The 15,817-nt window shown below is 45.8% G+C and carries 15 protein-coding genes; 5 read left to right on the top strand and 10 right to left on the bottom strand.

From position 1 onward, the window contains the following. Positions 1–3: 3 nt before the first annotated feature. The 4 genes from PP178_RS13195 to PP178_RS13180 form a co-directional block, all read right to left on the bottom strand. Positions 4–1,044, bottom strand: coding sequence for a quinone-dependent dihydroorotate dehydrogenase (locus PP178_RS13195; RefSeq protein ID WP_272594828.1), 1,041 nt, complete (start codon positions 1,042–1,044; stop codon positions 4–6). Positions 1,045–1,135: 91 nt separating this feature from the next. Then, entirely contained in the window at positions 1,136–1,291 is a 156-nt protein-coding gene (locus PP178_RS13190) for a hypothetical protein (RefSeq protein WP_272594827.1), read from the bottom strand. Positions 1,292–1,363: 72 nt separating this feature from the next. Then, the gene (locus PP178_RS13185; protein WP_272594826.1) at positions 1,364–1,495 is read right to left on the bottom strand and encodes a hypothetical protein; all 132 of its coding nucleotides are present in this window, start codon (positions 1,493–1,495) and stop codon (positions 1,364–1,366) included. 182 nt (positions 1,496–1,677) lie between these two features. Further along, positions 1,678–4,539: a TonB-dependent receptor gene (locus PP178_RS13180; protein ID WP_272594825.1), complete on the bottom strand. Its 2,862-nt coding sequence runs from the start codon at positions 4,537–4,539 to the stop codon at positions 1,678–1,680. Positions 4,540–4,681: 142 nt separating this feature from the next. On the opposite strand from PP178_RS13180, the gene pepT reads away from it, so the two are divergent. Together pepT and PP178_RS13170 are read left to right on the top strand one after the other, a co-directional pair. Next, on the top strand, positions 4,682–5,908 hold the full coding sequence (gene pepT, locus PP178_RS13175; RefSeq protein WP_272594824.1) for a peptidase T: 1,227 nt from the start codon (positions 4,682–4,684) through the stop codon (positions 5,906–5,908). A 3-nt stretch (positions 5,909–5,911) separates the two neighbouring features. After that, positions 5,912–6,502: a YdeI/OmpD-associated family protein gene (locus PP178_RS13170; RefSeq protein WP_272594823.1), complete on the top strand. Its 591-nt coding sequence runs from the start codon at positions 5,912–5,914 to the stop codon at positions 6,500–6,502. A 49-nt stretch (positions 6,503–6,551) separates the two neighbouring features. Here the strand turns inward: PP178_RS13170 and yajC are convergent, their stop codons facing one another. Genes yajC through nusB form a run of 3 tightly spaced genes read right to left on the bottom strand, consistent with a single transcriptional unit; the run spans position 6,552 to position 8,313 of the window. Beyond that, the gene (yajC, locus tag PP178_RS13165) at positions 6,552–6,845 is read right to left on the bottom strand and encodes a preprotein translocase subunit YajC (protein ID WP_272594822.1); all 294 of its coding nucleotides are present in this window, start codon (positions 6,843–6,845) and stop codon (positions 6,552–6,554) included. A 34-nt stretch (positions 6,846–6,879) separates the two neighbouring features. Further along, the gene (locus tag PP178_RS13160) at positions 6,880–7,356 is read right to left on the bottom strand and encodes a DUF1573 domain-containing protein (RefSeq protein ID WP_272594821.1); all 477 of its coding nucleotides are present in this window, start codon (positions 7,354–7,356) and stop codon (positions 6,880–6,882) included. Positions 7,357–7,398: 42 nt separating this feature from the next. Then, complete coding sequence (gene nusB / locus PP178_RS13155; RefSeq protein ID WP_272594820.1) at positions 7,399–8,313, bottom strand: transcription antitermination factor NusB; 915 nt, start codon at positions 8,311–8,313, stop codon at positions 7,399–7,401. A 210-nt stretch (positions 8,314–8,523) separates the two neighbouring features. Here nusB and PP178_RS13150 point away from each other — a divergent pair, with 210 nt between their 5' ends. From PP178_RS13150 to PP178_RS13140, 3 genes are all read left to right on the top strand, one after another. After that, on the top strand, positions 8,524–10,278 hold the full coding sequence (locus PP178_RS13150) for an ABC transporter ATP-binding protein (protein WP_272594819.1): 1,755 nt from the start codon (positions 8,524–8,526) through the stop codon (positions 10,276–10,278). Between the two features lie 79 nt (positions 10,279–10,357). After that, entirely contained in the window at positions 10,358–10,729 is a 372-nt protein-coding gene (locus PP178_RS13145) for a PUR family DNA/RNA-binding protein (protein WP_272594818.1), read from the top strand. Positions 10,730–10,806: 77 nt separating this feature from the next. Then, positions 10,807–13,332 (top strand): M14 family metallopeptidase, encoded by a 2,526-nt coding sequence (locus tag PP178_RS13140; RefSeq protein ID WP_272594817.1) that lies wholly within the window; start codon positions 10,807–10,809, stop codon positions 13,330–13,332. Between the two features lie 6 nt (positions 13,333–13,338). On the opposite strand, the gene PP178_RS13135 is transcribed toward PP178_RS13140, so the two are convergent. From PP178_RS13135 to PP178_RS13125, 3 genes are all read right to left on the bottom strand, one after another. Beyond that, a complete protein-coding gene (locus tag PP178_RS13135; protein WP_272594816.1) occupies positions 13,339–14,373 on the bottom strand; it encodes a 1-acyl-sn-glycerol-3-phosphate acyltransferase in 1,035 nt (344 codons plus the stop codon). Then, positions 14,370–15,287 carry a bile acid:sodium symporter family protein gene (locus tag PP178_RS13130; RefSeq protein WP_272594815.1) on the bottom strand — a complete coding sequence of 306 codons (918 nt, stop codon included), beginning with the start codon at positions 15,285–15,287 and terminating at the stop codon, positions 14,370–14,372. The genes PP178_RS13135 and PP178_RS13130 overlap by 4 nt, the downstream gene beginning before the upstream one ends. A 79-nt stretch (positions 15,288–15,366) precedes the next feature. Further along, positions 15,367–15,672, bottom strand: a complete 306-nt coding sequence (locus PP178_RS13125) for a phosphoribosylpyrophosphate synthetase (RefSeq protein WP_272594814.1) — start codon at positions 15,670–15,672, stop codon at positions 15,367–15,369. Positions 15,673–15,817 lie beyond the last annotated feature (145 nt).

Genomic DNA, 15,817 nt, shown 5'->3' with positions numbered 1-15,817 from the left:
GGCCTAGGCTTTTGCCTGTAGGATTGCCTTATTTATCTTTTTCACCAGCGCCGGTCCTTCATAAACAAATCCCGTCCATAGTTGTATCAGGGATGCTCCTGCCTCCAGTTTCTGGAGTGCATCTTCTGCTGAATGAATCCCTCCTACCCCGATGATCGGGAAAGCACCCTTACTCCGGGTATGCAGGAAGCGGATAACTTCTGTACTCCTTTCTCCTAAAGGTGCTCCACTAAGCCCGCCCTTTTCTGATCGCAGCGCTTCGGCCGATTTCAGCTCGCTTCGGTCCAGGGTAGTATTGGTGGCGATTACGCCTTGAATTCCTGTTTCGGAAACAATGTCTATAATGTCCAGTAATTGAGAATCTGTCAGGTCTGGTGCGATCTTAAGGAGTATGGGTTTTTCATCCACTTGCTGAGCAGCGGACAGCTTTGAATTCTCTTGTCGCAAGCCTTTTAACAGGGCTGTTAGCGGGGCCTTATCCTGTAATTCGCGTAATCCAGGGGTATTCGGTGAACTGACATTAACGGCAAAGTAATCCACCTTTGAGAATAGTTCCCGGAAGCAATAGAGATAATCATCCATGGCTTTCTCATTGGGGGTCACCTTATTCTTCCCGATATTCCCCCCGACCAATATCCGCGGATCCTTTCTAAGACGGGCAGCAGCATCCTTTACACCCCCATTATTGAATCCCATGCGATTGATCAGGGCATGGTCGGCTTTCAGGCGGAACAGCCTTTTTTTAGGATTACCGGCTTGTGGTTTAGGTGTCAGTGTCCCGATCTCGACAAAACCGAATCCGAAATTCCCCAGTTCACGGTACAGCAGGGCATCCTTATCAAATCCCGCGGCCAGGCCAACCGGGTTTTTAAAACGCAATCCAAAAACCTCTCTCTGTAATAGCGGATCTTTGACCTCGTACATGGTCCTGAAAAGGGAACCAAATCCAAGTTTAGAAAGCACTTTAATCAATCGGAAGGTAAAATGGTGGATGGATTCCGGGTCAAAAAGAAAGAAGAGGGGCCGGATTATCGATTTATACATGGTGGTTTGTCAGCTTTGAGCAAAAATACAAACTTAGACCTATTCATACTTGCTTCAGCCTCTAAAATGAAACACTGCCGGAAATAAGGCGCTATTCAGCTCGCTGCATCGGCCTACGGGCTACTTCTTCACAGAGCTCTACATATCGCATATATTGACGGTCGTTAAAAATACCCAGTAATTTCTGGTCTATTGCTTTGGAAGCCGTTAGCAGCTCCTCCTTGAGTGAGGTAAATTTTTCTGACATCTTCAACAATTCTGAAGGGGTCTCCTGTGGATGCGTATCGAACAATTCCTTAACCCTGTCCCGGTGATCTTTCTAAATCAACTGGTATTCCCCTGACCATTCCTCCAGTTTTAGCTGCTGCTCCTTGTTTAATTGGAAAACCTGTACGATGAGTGATGTATCCTTCCCACCTATCCCCAGGGTACAATCCTGTTCTTGGCTCATAATAAAATTGGAAACAAGCAGCGTAAGAGCTATGAGTACGGTATGCCTGCAGCGTTGAAGATTTATAGTCATATTAAAAGGCCAATGCTATTTACCAGGGCAAGATACGGAGGATATCTGATTTGCCATATAAAAAAGGCTGCCCCGGGAAGGACAGCCTGTGGCAATCTTATGAGACTTGATTATTTAATCGTATAATTCACCCTGGCAAAGAGAAAACGTCCACCAATTCCGAACTGCTGTGCGCGTCGGGACCAGTCGAACCTACCTGAGCTGCGATTCCCAAAATCAGGGTCTGCCCGGTCCGGGTAGATATCAAATACATTATTCGCTCCAACGGTGAGAGTCAGCATCGGCGTAGCCTTATATCCGACAGATATATCGGTGACCAGTTTAGTGCCGAATACCTGTTGGTTTTCCACTATGGTAGTGGCCTCTGTCACCTCTCCGAAATACACGTTTCTAAGGAAGAAAACAAAAGCATCTGAACTCAGGCTGTTACTGAGGTTGATCTTTGTTCTCGGAACGGCTTCTTCCAGGTAAACACGGCTGTCTTCAGGAAAATAGGTATCGACCAAGCCGGCATTTCTCAATACATCAGAGGCATTGATATCCCCAACTTTTTTGGTCTTAGAGAATGTCCCTGCTAAATCAGAGCGCAGTCGCCATCCATCCCATAATGTCGCATTGTGAGTTAAAACTATATCCAGTCCCTTAGACTCTGTATCGATCGCGTTGGCAAAAAACGAAGCTGCCGTAGCATTGGCCTGCCGTAACAGGTTATCCAGTTCTGTTCCCGTCCCCGGTCCCTGGAATTGCCCGGTATATACCACGCGGTCATTGATACGCACAAAATATCCGTCAACCGTGATTGATAAGTTGGCATCTGGAATGTTGCTGGTCAAACCGAGGCTTACACTCCTGGAGGTTTCTTCCTTCAGTTCCGGAATACCCAGCAGGTTTGCGGCTCGACTGTCATTGGCAAAAGTTCCCACTTCCTGGGGATTCCCCAGGTTATCGAAAATGGTAGAAGTGGAATTAAAGTTGATCTGGTGCAGGGAAGGCGCTCTGAAGCCGGTATTGACCGCACCTCTTATATTAAAATTCTCTGTAACCTTGTAGCGAGACGCAAGTTTAAAATTAATGGTCGAGCCAAAGTCGCTGTAGTTCTCAAACCTGGTAGCAAAGCTCATCAGGAAATCATCTGAAAAGTCGGCTTCAATATCAAAATACCCCGCAATGCTACTTCTTCCCCGGGCTAATTCATTTGTAGGGCTAAAACCGGGGAAAACCTGTGACCCTCCGGGCCTGGAGTTTCCGAAGAAATCCTGTGCCGGCGTTTGCGAAGCGAGTCGCACTACCTGCCCGTTAGCTGTATACTGGGCATATGAGGCTTCTTCGCCTGCTACGATTTCATATTCCTCAAATCGGTATTCCGCTCCAAAAGCGATATTAAGCCCATTCAGCATATCTTCAAAAAACTGGGTAATATCCAGGTTGGTAGTATTCTGTAAAAATGAGAAGCCACCGGCATCAAAAGTGGTGGGCGAAGCGTTCTGCAAGGAGGCATTAAATGTATTCCCAATAGTATATTGGAATTCATTTTTACCATAGGTATTACTGAAATCTACAGCCCAGTCTCCTATATTACCCCGTATACCTGCGGATAGTGATTGGTCCTTAATATTAGAATTTATTTCTGGTAAGAACCCGTTAGGGTAAGCCGGTGTATAGGTCCTGCTCTGGTTGGGTAAACGATAGAACCCGGCAGAATTACCTGTCCGTGAACTGATCCCTCCGAAAGCATAGATGGCTGTGCCTGCATCATCAAGGGGCAATACTAAATTAGTAAAGAGTCGGCCACCTCTTAAAGAAGACTGGCCTACCCTCATATTGTAATCACTGCGAACCTGTCCCCTTGCCGATAATTCGGCCGAGGTATTGTCTGCGGACAGGATAGGCTGGAGTTCGGCCTTGGTCGATGCCCCGTTCAGGTTAATTCCGGCCTGGTTGGCATATTGTATAACATCGTTCACGTCATCGTCAAGGAGCAGGGATGTATCATATCCATCAGCACGGGCAAAACGTTCTACAGTATTGTAAAGGTTAAAGATATCGCCTTCCCATTCTTCCATACGGCTGTAATCGTCCCGAACATCAAAATCTCCTGAGAAGGTTACAAATCCTCCATTATCCCCAAGAGGTAAACCATAACTGGCAGCGATGTTGGTGGTCTCTCCGTCAACACCCCCAGTCTGGTCATTGGCATTCTTGGTAAAGTTTGCTCCCGTAGTGGCTGTTACCTGTAACTCGTTCACTTCTTTATTCAATACAATATTGATAACTCCGGCAATGGCATCAGAACCGTATTGTGCGGCTGCACCGTCTCTTAGCACTTCTATCCGTTGTATAGCTACAGCAGGAATTGCATTAAGGTCTGTACCTACACTACCCCGACCAAATGTTCCGTTTACGTTAATAAGCGAGGAAGTATGCCTTCTTTTCCCGTTGATCAGCACCAGGACCTGGTCCGGGCCGAGTCCCCTCAGCGAGGCCGGGTCAATATGGTCCGTACCATCCGAGATGGTCTGGGTATTAGAGGTAAAAGAGGGTGCCACGTAATTCAGGATCTGGTTCAGGTTTACCTGGGGCGCAACATCGCTCAGCTGTTTAACATCGATAACATCTACCGGCACCGTACTTTCTGTTGCGGTACGGTTAGGGTTTCTTGAGCCCACGATGACCACTTCGGATAGAGCTACCCCGGAGGTCAGCGTGATGGTCATGGTGGTCCCTGTGACCCGGACGCGCTTAGTTTCGTACCCGATATAAGAGACAACGATCGTTTCTCCCACCGCCACTTGGTCTAGCGTAAAATTCCCATCAAAATCCGTGGTAGTCCCAATGGTAGTCCCTTGTTTTACTACCGATGCGCCAGGCAAGGGAGCTCCTTCTTCGTCGACGACTGTACCTGAAACCTGGGCCTGTATAAAGGCACCCATAAGGAAGAGGAATGCCGTCAGGAAAGTAATTTTTGCCTTCATAATAGTTTGTTTTTAAGGTTGTTAGTTATAAGCAAGGTAGTAATTATCAGGATATAGTGGCTCAATTTGTATGAAATTTCCTAAAATATTCCCTGTTTGACCTGCGCTTCCAAATATTTACCTTTACGCAAAAACGAAGCAAATGGAGCATATACTTGAGCGTTTCCTGACTTATGTAAGGATGGATACTGAGAGCGACCCGGAATCGGATACTACTCCCAGTACCGAGAAACAATGGGAACTGGCCAATTACCTGGCCGAGGAACTGCAGCGTATAGGTATGCAGGATGTTACCATTGATGAAAACGCCTATATCATGGCTACGCTGCCGGCCACCACCGATAAAGAGGTACCTGTGATCGGTTTTATATCGCATTTTGATACCAGCCCTGACTTTACTGGCGCAGGGGTAAATCCCCAGGTAATCCGTGATTATGACGGTAAGGATATCGTTCTCAACAAGGAAAAGAATATTATCCTTTCCCCGTCTTATTTCGAGGAAATGCTCCGTTACAAAGGTCAGACCCTCGTGGTAACAGATGGTACCACCTTACTGGGAGCTGACGATAAGGCCGGGATTACCGAGATCGTCTCCGCTATGGAATACATGTTACAACACCCGGAGATCGAACACGGAAAGGTCAGGGTTGGTTTTACCCCCGACGAGGAGATCGGCAGGGGTGCCCATAAATTTGATGTCAAAGCTTTTGGTGCCCAATGGGCCTATACCATGGACGGTAGCACAATTGGAGAATTAGAATACGAGAACTTTAATGCCGCCGGTGTAAAGATTTTTATAAAAGGGAAAAGCGTACACCCGGGCTATGCTAAGGGCAAGATGGTAAATGCCAGCAGGATACTGAACGAATTACTCAGCTGTTTGCCTGAATACGAAGTGCCCGAATTCACCACCGGCAGGGAAGGTTTTTACCACCTGAGCAGTATATCGGGAGATATAGAACAGGCTTCTGCCCAGATGATCATCAGGGACCACGACAGTACCTTGTTTAAAAAACGTAAGAAATTATTAAAAAGGGTCACAGCAGAACTCAACCATAAATACGATAACGCTATCGAGCTGGAGATCAAGGACCAGTATTACAATATGAAAGAAAAGATAGAACCGGTCTTCCATATTGTCGAAACTGCTAAAGAAGCGATGGAATCACTGGGTATCACCCCAATAATAAAACCCATCCGGGGAGGTACAGACGGATCTCAACTCAGCTACATGGGTCTACCCTGCCCGAATATCTTTGCCGGCGGTCACAATTTCCATGGCAAATATGAATATGTGCCCCTGGAAAGCATGCAGAAAGCTGTTGATGTTATCGTCAGAATTTGCGAACTTACTGCTAAGAAATCCTAAGCAATGGAGAAGTCGGGAAAAATTGAAGCTTATTTTGAAAAGGAACAACCTTTTAAGGAAGCCATAGGTATTTTGCGTGAACTTGCCCTTAAAACGGGGGCGGAAGAAACGCTTAAATGGGGGGCGCCGGTATATACCACCAATGGTAAGAACATCTTTGGAATCATGGCTTTTAAAGAGCATTTTGGACTATGGTTCTTTAACGGCGTTTACCTTAAAGATCCTTTAGAAGTATTACAGACTGGGCAGGAAAAGACGAAGGCCATGCGGCACTGGAAGTTTACCGGTGCAGACCAGATCAACGAGGCGGCGGTACTGGGATACATGAAAGAAGCTGTTGAAAACCAGGTTAAAGGATTAGAATGGAAACCGGAACGTTCCCAAAAAACCATTATCCCTGCCCTGCTTAAGGAAGCCCTGGAGCGAGATGCGGAGCTAAAGGCGACTTTTGAAAAGTTGAGCCCCTATAAACAGAGAGAATACTGTGAACACATAGACACGGCCAAGCAGGAAAAGACTAAACTGAACAGGCTGGAAAAAAGTTTACCCATGATCCGGAAAGGAATCGGGCTTCACGATAAGTACAGGCCATAAATAAAAAACACCGCTCAATGGCGGTGTTTTTTAACCTGGCGTACCGGGTCTATTTCTCTTTTTCCTTGGGAGGGTTCAGTTTTTTACTCATCTCCATGGAGATAGCAGAGCGATCGTACTTTAACCTTCCGGCCATGGTCTCGATGATACATGAAAAATCATTATCATTGAGTTCCACGATCTTCCCGTGCATCCCGCTCTTAGTAATTATTTTATCTCCTTTTTTCAATGCTTCCACAAATCTCTTTTCGTCTTTCTGACGTTTCATCTGCGGGCGGATCATAAAGAAATATGCCACCACGAAGATCAAGATCATAGGAAGAAACTGTCCTATATCACCCATTGTCTGTTTTTAATTGGTTTAATTATTCGCGTAATTATTTGATCGGGCCCTGGGCCGCGTTTGCGTCTTTCGGGTTGACGAATGCCTTGATACGCAGCATCTCTGATCCCTGTGCAGTATTGGCCGTAACCGTAATAGTCTTAGTGACCTGGTTCATCCCTGATCCGTTAAACTTCACCAACATTGATCCAGACTCTCCTGGAGCGATCGGCGTATTTTTCGGATATTCAGGTACTGTACATCCACAGCTACTCTTGGCGTCAGTAATGATCAGCGGGGCATTCCCGGTATTAGTAAAGGTGAAGGTAGTCTCTTGAGGAGTCCCCATTTCGATAGCACCAAAATCGTGTTCCTGCTTATCAAAGCTCATCACCGGAAGGTTTTTCCCGGCTTCGTCCCTTTGGGCAGCAACTTCGGCCTTATCAGAATTTACTTTACTGGAGGCATCCTCTTTACAGGAAACCATGACCATTACAGAAGCTATGGCCAAGCTTAGAAATACTTTTTTCATCACAACTCGATTTAAATTTAGCGCCAAAATTACACAATATTTTTACAACAACCCACGTCCTATTTTCTTAAGTTTCCCCTCGCTTTTGTATTCTTTCACCAATTTATCCAGTATACCGTTAATGAAAATACTGCTTTTGGGGGTTGAATACTCCTTTGCAATCTCCAGGTATTCATTGATGGTAACACGTTCCGGTATAGATGGGAAATTCAGTAATTCGGATATTGCCATTTTCAGCAATACCGCGTCAATTTCCGCGATCCGGTCCTTATCCCAATTAGGGGTTTTACCTTCAATTTCCTTGACCAGGGAGGCGTTGTTAAGCAGCGTCTTGACCAATAATTTTTTAGCAAAATCCATGTCTTCCTGGTCCTTCATCAGCTTGGGCAGGAAATAGGAATCAAAATGGTCCGGTTTAGCCTTTTTCAGCAACTTTAATAAAGATGTGTTTACCAGGGGCAGATCATCGACCCAGGTTAGCTGGTCATCCTCGAAATACTCGTAGATCTGGTCGTTGGGAGCGATCACTTCCTTGAACAGTTCGGCCACCAGCTCTTTGTCCGACTCAAAGTCGCTCGAAGCAGCAGACATATATTCCTTATAAAAAGGACTCTCCTCTATTTTCTTCAGCAAAATGCGGACGTATTCTTCGTGGTAGTACCAGTTCTTGAGTTTGCGTTTTTTCAGTTCCTCTTCCAATGCTTCATTATTGGCGATTCGGAGCAACAACCTGTTCTTTACAAACTTTTCCCTATCGGGTACATTTTCTGCTTCGTCCTGCAAGTATTTATTAGAAGAACGCTCTACCTTCTCAGCAGCCATGGTGTGAAGCTCCTTGAGCAGGCTTAGCATAAGGAGGTATAGGGTATAAGTATTCTTAATACTCAGGGCTAAAAATTTTTCCTGTTTGTCCAGGGATTCTTCCTTGGACTGGGTAAGGGCATAAATGCATTGCATAACCTTTACCCGAATGTGCCTCCTTGTTAACATTTAAAAGAACTTTAGCCTGTGAATTACATTTTATTGAGGGGCAAAAATAAGAATATAGCGGGAATAATTGACCATGAAACGGAGTATCTTATTAGTTTTATAACATTGGGTTTGATCCCGAAGACATATCTTTGCGAACGTGCCGTAATACAACCTATCCACTAGCTAAAAGCTTACATGAAGGAGCTCAAACATTTAAATAAATATTTCAGGAAATACTGGTTTAAACTTTTAATGGGGGTGATCATCACCATTATTGCACGTGTCTTCCAGCTGGTAATGCCATCCTACGTGAATAAGTCTATCCAGGTGGTAGAAGGTTACGTCGCCAATGAATTGAATGAGGAGGCGGCCAGGTCCATGCTGTTAGAATACATCCTGATCATTGTTGGAGCGGCACTTCTTTCAGGTTTTTTTACATTCCTGATGCGGCAGACTATCATCAATGTGTCGCGATATATTGAATACGATCTTAAGAACGAGGTTTTTGATCATTACCAGTTACTGAGTCTCAATTTTTATAAAAAGAACCGCACCGGTGACCTGATGAACCGCATCAGCGAGGATGTGGGACAGGTGCGGCAATACGCCGGCCCGGCTATTATGTACGGGATACAGACCCTGACCCTGTTTGTCTGTCTTATCCCCCTTATGTTTATCAAAGCGCCAACCATCGCTTTCTACGCCCTGGTTCCCTTGCCCGTATTATCGGTATTGATCTACTGGATCAGCAGGATCATTCATTTACGCAGCACCAAGGTTCAGCAATTCCTGTCTACCCTGTCTACTTTTGCACAAGAATCCTTTTCCGGTGTTGCGGTTATAAAAGCATATAGCCTGGAATCCCAGGTAAACCAGGAAGCTACCCTGTTGGCTGAAGACGGTAAAAATAAAAGTATGGACCTCGCCAAGGTACAGGCCTGGTTCTTCCCGCTGATGATCCTCCTGATAGGTATCAGTAACATCTTTGTGATTTATGTTGGGGGGATGCAGTACATTAACGGTGAGATAGAATCTGTAGGTACCATTGCCGAATTCATCCTTTACGTTAACATGCTCACCTGGCCGGTGGCTATAGTAGGTTGGCTCACCTCTATCGTTCAGCGGGCGGAAGCCTCCCAGAAACGTATCAATGAATTTTTACACGAGCAGCCCAGCATACAGAATCATTCGCATGAAGAGGATGAGATCCATGGGAAGATCACTTTTGACAAGGTGAGCTTTACCTACGAAGACACTAATATCACCGCCCTCAAAGATATATCCTTCAGCGTGAATCCAGGTGAGACCGTAGCCATACTGGGGAAAACGGGATCGGGAAAATCGACCATACTAGACCTTGTTGCCCGCTTATACGATGTGAGTTCCGGGGAGATCCGCCTGGACGACAGGCCAATCACTTCCCTGAACCTTGAAGCCCTTCGCTCTTCCCTGGGAGCCGTTCCACAGGACGCTTTCCTTTTTTCTGACAGCATCCGGAATAATATTATGTTCGGGAAAGAAGACGCCACTGAAGAGGAGATCGTGGAAGTGGCAAAAATGGCCGTCGTTCATGACAATATCATGGGCTTTACCAACGGATATGACACAGTATTAGGAGAAAGGGGTATTACCCTAAGTGGTGGACAGAAACAACGGGTATCTATCGCCAGGGCCTTGCTGAAAAGTCCCAGGATCTATCTTTTTGACGATTGTCTTTCCGCGGTTGACACGGAGACCGAAGAAGAAATATTAAACAATCTTAAAAGAGCTTCCCAGGACAGAACTACACTGATCGTCAGTCACCGGGTTTCCTCGGCTAAGAATGCCGATAAGATTATAGTACTGGAAGAAGGGCGTATCATACAGGAAGGGAAACACCACGGATTGTTGGCTGTAGACGGTTATTACAAGGAGCTTTATAACAGCCAGCTGTCGGAGAAAGAAAACTAGAATTTAGTTGCTGAATTAGCTTTTTTTTCACATTTTTGGGAATCCCCTTTATAGCAAATACTAACTAGATACCGATGTAATGAGCGAAAAAGAATTAATGGAACAGGAAGAAATTTATTCTAAAGTTTTAAGAGCAGGAAGGCGCACTTATTTTTTCGATGTACGCAGCACAAAGGCAGGAGATTATTACCTCACGATCACCGAAAGCAAGAAATTTACCCACGACGACGGATCGTTTCACTACAAGAAACACAAAATCTATCTTTACAAAGAAGACTTTGCTTCTTTCCGTGAGATCATGGAAGAGATGATGGATTACATCATCGATGAAAAAGGAACCGAGGTGATCTCTGAAAGACACCAGAAGGATTTCAAAAAAGAAGAACTGGATGAAAAGGAAGAGGCTAAAACCACTGAAAATTTCACCGATATCGATTTTGACGACATTTAATTCAGACTTAAAAAATACACAACGGCCCTTTTCCACGGGGTCGTTTTTGTTTAACCCCCTTAGTAATCAGAATACCCATGCTTAAGAAATCATTTTTATGGATCGCCCTTGCTGCGATAACCCTGGTCCAGGGTCAAGAGGACCTCAGCCTTTCTTACTATCTACCCGAAGGCACTAGTTACAATTCCGAGATTCCTACCCCTAAGGAAGTCATTGGGCACGAAGTAGGCGAATGGCATGTTACACATGATAAACTGGTACAGTACTACCAGGCTTTAGCTAAAAGTAGCGACCGCATAACGCTTGAAAGCCGGGGATCTACTTACGAGGGTAGGCCCATTTTACTACTTACCGTAAGTTCGCCTGCAAACCTGGCGAGAATTGAAGAGATCAGGGAGGAGCACCTGGCCGCTACAGAAGAAAATAGTTCAGGAAGCGCGGCAGACCGCCCAATAGTAGTATACCAAGGATTCTCTGTACACGGTAACGAACCCAGTGGTGCCAATGCAGCCCTGGCCTATGCTTACCACCTGGCTGCTGCTGAAGGCCAGGATATAGAAGATAAATTGAAGAATATGGTCATTCTCCTGGATCCATCATTTAACCCTGACGGCTTGCAACGATTTGCCTATTGGGCCAATACGAACAGGAGTATGAACCTTAACCCTGACAATAATGAACGTGAGTACCACGAAGTATGGCCCGGCGGGCGTACGAACCACTACTGGTTTGACCTGAACAGGGACTGGCTACCGGTACAACTACCGGAGAGTAAAGCAAGGCTTGCCACTTTCCATAAATGGCTTCCGAATATCCTGACCGATCACCACGAAATGGGGACCAATTCTACGTTCTTCTTCCAACCCGGCGAACCGGACAGGGTACACCCCCTGACCCCGGAAATCAACCAGGAACTCACCGCAGAGATTGGTACATACCACGCCAAGGCCTTAGATGGAATAGGCTCACTTTATTATACCGAAGAAAATTATGACGATTATTACTACGGCAAGGGATCTACTTTTCCCGACGTAAACGGGAGTATAGGTATCCTTTTTGAACAAGGCAGCTCTAGGGGACATATACAGGAGAGTGAAAACGGTATTCTGACTTTTCCTTTTACCATCAAGAACCAGTTCACCACGGCGCTTTCTACGATTGAGGCCGCAGAGAACATGAGGGAAAAGATCCTTAAATATCAACAGGACTTTTACAAGGATGTTCGCAGTGAAGCCGGTAAGGACCGAGTGAAAGGATTTGTTTTTGGCAGTCCTGAGAACAGGGCAGCTTCCTGGGAACTCGCCAGGATCCTGGAGCAACATAAGATAAAAGTTCATCCCCTTGAAAAAGATCTCAAGGCCGGTGGCGAAACCTTCAGCCCGGGAACGGCTTACATCGCCCCTTCCGATCAAAAGAATTACAGGCTTCTCAAAGCGATGTTCGAAAAAAGGACGACGTTTAAAGACAGCCTGTTCTACGATATTTCTGCATGGACTTTCCCATTGGCCTTTAACGTGGATTACGCGCCTGTAGGATCTCTGGACGGTGCCGGACAAGCTATCGAGAAATTGGAACCCCTGAGTGGTAAAGTGGATAAGAAAAGTAATTATGCATACCTGTTTGAATGGCATGAGTACTTTACACCCAAAGCGCTTAACCGCATTGTGAATAAGGGACTGCGCGCAAAAGTTGCCAAAGGTCCCTTTACTCTGGAGGGCAAAAAATACGACTACGGTACCATTATGGTCCCGGTGGCCAACCAGGATATGGATGCCCAGGCCATTCACGATTTCCTGACCGAGATTGCCCAGGACAGTTATCTTCAGATCCACGGTGTGAGCACCGGTTACACCCGCGGAATTGACCTGGGTAGCAATGAATTTGATCCGGTGAAAAAGCAGAAAGTAGCGCTTATTGTCGGTAGCGGTATCCGATCTTACGATGCCGGGGAGATCTGGCACTTATTTGATACCCGGTATGACATGCAGATCACCAAGATCGGCACTGAATACCTGAAACAAGTAGACCTGAGTGATTACACAGATATAATTATTCCAAGTGTGTACAGCACATCAGCACTGGATTCTGCGGCAGCAAAGAAACTGGACCAGTGGGCAAGGTCGGGAGGAACCCTGATCGGGTACAGCAATACCGCTAACTGGTTTAAGAAGCATAAAATGATGAAGCTTGAAATGAAAAAGGACACCCTGGTTGCCAAGAATATTCCCTTTGACCAAAGAAATGATTTCAGGGGAGCGCAGGAGACCAGCGGCACCATCTTCGAGGCGAGATTGGATCGTTCGCACCCTATCAACTTTGGCTATGCAGATGAATTGTTACCGGTATTCAGAAATACCAATATATACCTGGAACCCAACAAAGACAGCTATGACAATCCTATTACCTATACAGAAAACCCACTATTGAGCGGATACGTTTCGGAAGAGAACCTGGAACTATTAAAGAACAGTGTTCCTTTCAAGGTAGAGCGGAAAGGCAAAGGACGTATTATGGTATTTACCGATAATACGAATTTCAGGGCATTCTGGTACGGGACCAATAAATTACTGATGAACGCCATCTTTTTTGGGCCAAGCATGTAAGCTTGCTCAGCGGAATTTAACGTACAACAGGTTAAATAAGAAATGCAGCAATACTGCAATGATTATAGAACCCGCGAGGGGTAAGAACAGTAAGAGTACGAGGTAAATTATTGGATAGATAAGTAAGGCAAATAAAAACCGGGTAGTACTCAGGAATTCAGGTTCTGATACCCGTGGCTTTATAACAATTTTCCAAAGCAGTACAACCGGCAGATTGAGGAGAACGAAAATTCCGTCCCACAATCTGCCGGTTATTTTGTTGCGCTTTTCCTTTTTCGTGACCTGGGCTTTTCCTTCAGCTATCTCTGATATTAAACGGTTCACAGTTACCGGGTCTGTATAGTCCACTCCCCTGTCCTCCAAAACTGATTGTATTTCTGTATAGATTTCTTCCGGGATATGGGTGGTTAAACGGCGAAGGCGTGTCGCAACCTCATCCCTGATGGCAATGACCGATGTACGTTCGTTCTCCGGGTCATAATAAGACCGGGTTGGAACAGGACGATCAAAATAAAATGCTACGCGGTCCGGGAATCCTGCCGCACGGACAAAATTGATCCCAACGGGAACTACGTAGATCTCCTGCCCTGCATTCTCCTGTAGTGCCCCGAACAGTATCCTCGTAAACCCCTTACTCAGCGGTCTCACCCTGCGTTCCAGGTTGTGATTGGCTTCAGGGAACATCACGATACTCTTACCGGACCTGAGCAAGCGGGTACATTGTTCAAATACCGCTTCATTCCTGCCCAGGGAGTCTCTCCCGTCCCTAAGCCGATAGATAGGGATCATATGTAAAAAACGAAAGAACGACTCGAGCAGCCCCCCTGAGAAGACATCGGCCCTGGTAAGGAAAAACGGGCTTTCTTTGGCGAAGGCAGCGATAAGGAGTGGATCGATCAGGGCATTCTGGTGGTTGGGTAAAATCAGCATCGGCTTATCTGTAGGCAGATCCTTTAAACCATGCATCCTGACCTCCTGGTAATAGCAGAAGAACCCAAAGCGGATCAGTTTCTTAAGCAGCGCATACGAGAATTCTCTCATCCCGGAATTTTTTTGGTTAGCGGACGGGAACTCCAATACCCGGAAAGGGCTAATCCCGAAACCAGGTGCCAAATTCCCCATGCTGCGGTGAGCAGGGCCATAGTCCCCAGCTGGTCAAAGAAAGTAAAGATGAGCAAAAGTCCCAAACCGGAATTCTGTATACCGGTCTCTATAGCCAGGGTCCTCCTGTCTTGTCGGTCTAGTTGCATCAGGCTGGCCAGGCCATACCCGGCCACTAATGCAATCGCGTTGTGCAGTAACACCATCCAGAAAACATCTTGCAGGTGAGACTGCAATACCTCGCTGTTATCATATAACGCCAATACGATCAGTATGAGGAAAAAGATCAGGCTTGTCCACTTCAGTTTCCGGGCAAGGCTAAGTGCTATAGCCGGGAAATAGCTACGAGTAAGCATCCCCAGTAAAAGAGGAATGGCCAGTAAGAGAAGTACCAGTTTTACCATTTCCCCGGGAGCCAGGGCAACTTTCTCCAGGATCTCCCGGGTGGGAAAGTATAAACTGCCCCAGAACTGTAAGTTTAATGGGGTCATAACTACGGCCAGTAAGGTGGCCAGGGCAGTAAGGCTAACGGAAAGCGCATTATTCCCCCCTGAGAGATAAGTCATAAAATTGGAGACATTACCGCCGGGACAGGCAGCCACCATAAACATCCCGAGGGCGATCCCGGGTTCTGGTTTAAAAAACAGCACCAGGAAAAACGTCAACGCAGGAAGTAAGATGAATTGTGATAGCAGACCCGTAAAAACCGGTCTGGGGGCTTTCCAAAGCCGCTTAAAATCAGCTGTGCTGATCTCCAGGGCAATACCGTACATCACAAATGCCAAAGCAATATTCAGTATCCATAAATTATCGGGGCTGAAATTGATCTGTAAGGTGTCTGGCTGTTGTTCCAAAAAGTGAGGCTCAAATTTATGATTAGACCCAGGGCAAGATAAGTGAAAATATAAGGTGTGACTAAAAATTCGCTACCTTCTAATAGTCGATTTTTAATTTGTCTACCATCCCCTTGGGCATTTGCCCCGAATAGGCTCCATAGGCATCGACTAACAATCCTTTTTCCCCGGACTTTGTTTCAATGACGTAGAGTACCGTATTATCAGCCGGGTTTGACATCCCTTCAAAGCGGTAATGCTTCACCACATCCAGCTCATCTGCAGGATGCACAGTTTTGCGTTTCTTGTTCTCCAGGCCATCGTCTGAGAGGTTAAAATCTTCTGTATAGCCTTCTTCCTGTAATGCCGAAATAGCGACTGAAAGCGAGGTGTATGTTTTGTCCATAATCTTCTTTTTCTATTGAGATTTAAAATACTCATTGTTTGCCCAAAAAGCAAATCATACAAGTTAATAAGGAGGTTTGAACTCCCGTGGTTTATGATTATATTACCTGTATAAAAATAAATAAACGCAGGTCCACCCCCGGACC

The sequence above is a fragment of the Zeaxanthinibacter sp. PT1 genome (assembly GCF_028464225.1).
In the GTDB taxonomy this organism is placed as follows: Bacteria; Bacteroidota; Bacteroidia; order Flavobacteriales; family Flavobacteriaceae; genus Zeaxanthinibacter.
This window is presented reverse-complemented; position numbering and strand designations above follow the sequence as displayed.

What these genes read in the sequence shown, in the direction of transcription:
- PP178_RS13195 (WP_272594828.1), bottom strand. Translation starts at nt 1,044, where the DNA reads ATGTATAAATCGATAATCCGGCCCCTCTTCTTTCTTTTTGACCCGGAA.
- PP178_RS13190 (WP_272594827.1), bottom strand. Translation starts at nt 1,291, where the DNA reads ATGTCAGAAAAATTTACCTCACTCAAGGAGGAGCTGCTAACGGCTTCC.
- PP178_RS13185 (WP_272594826.1), bottom strand. Translation starts at nt 1,495, where the DNA reads ATGAGCCAAGAACAGGATTGTACCCTGGGGATAGGTGGGAAGGATACA.
- PP178_RS13180 (WP_272594825.1), bottom strand. Translation starts at nt 4,539, where the DNA reads ATGAAGGCAAAAATTACTTTCCTGACGGCATTCCTCTTCCTTATGGGT.
- pepT (WP_272594824.1), top strand. Translation starts at nt 4,682, where the DNA reads ATGGAGCATATACTTGAGCGTTTCCTGACTTATGTAAGGATGGATACT.
- PP178_RS13170 (WP_272594823.1), top strand. Translation starts at nt 5,912, where the DNA reads ATGGAGAAGTCGGGAAAAATTGAAGCTTATTTTGAAAAGGAACAACCT.
- yajC (WP_272594822.1), bottom strand. Translation starts at nt 6,845, where the DNA reads ATGGGTGATATAGGACAGTTTCTTCCTATGATCTTGATCTTCGTGGTG.
- PP178_RS13160 (WP_272594821.1), bottom strand. Translation starts at nt 7,356, where the DNA reads ATGAAAAAAGTATTTCTAAGCTTGGCCATAGCTTCTGTAATGGTCATG.
- nusB (WP_272594820.1), bottom strand. Translation starts at nt 8,313, where the DNA reads ATGCAATGCATTTATGCCCTTACCCAGTCCAAGGAAGAATCCCTGGAC.
- PP178_RS13150 (WP_272594819.1), top strand. Translation starts at nt 8,524, where the DNA reads ATGAAGGAGCTCAAACATTTAAATAAATATTTCAGGAAATACTGGTTT.
- PP178_RS13145 (WP_272594818.1), top strand. Translation starts at nt 10,358, where the DNA reads ATGAGCGAAAAAGAATTAATGGAACAGGAAGAAATTTATTCTAAAGTT.
- PP178_RS13140 (WP_272594817.1), top strand. Translation starts at nt 10,807, where the DNA reads ATGCTTAAGAAATCATTTTTATGGATCGCCCTTGCTGCGATAACCCTG.
- PP178_RS13135 (WP_272594816.1), bottom strand. Translation starts at nt 14,373, where the DNA reads ATGAGAGAATTCTCGTATGCGCTGCTTAAGAAACTGATCCGCTTTGGG.
- PP178_RS13125 (WP_272594814.1), bottom strand. Translation starts at nt 15,672, where the DNA reads ATGGACAAAACATACACCTCGCTTTCAGTCGCTATTTCGGCATTACAG.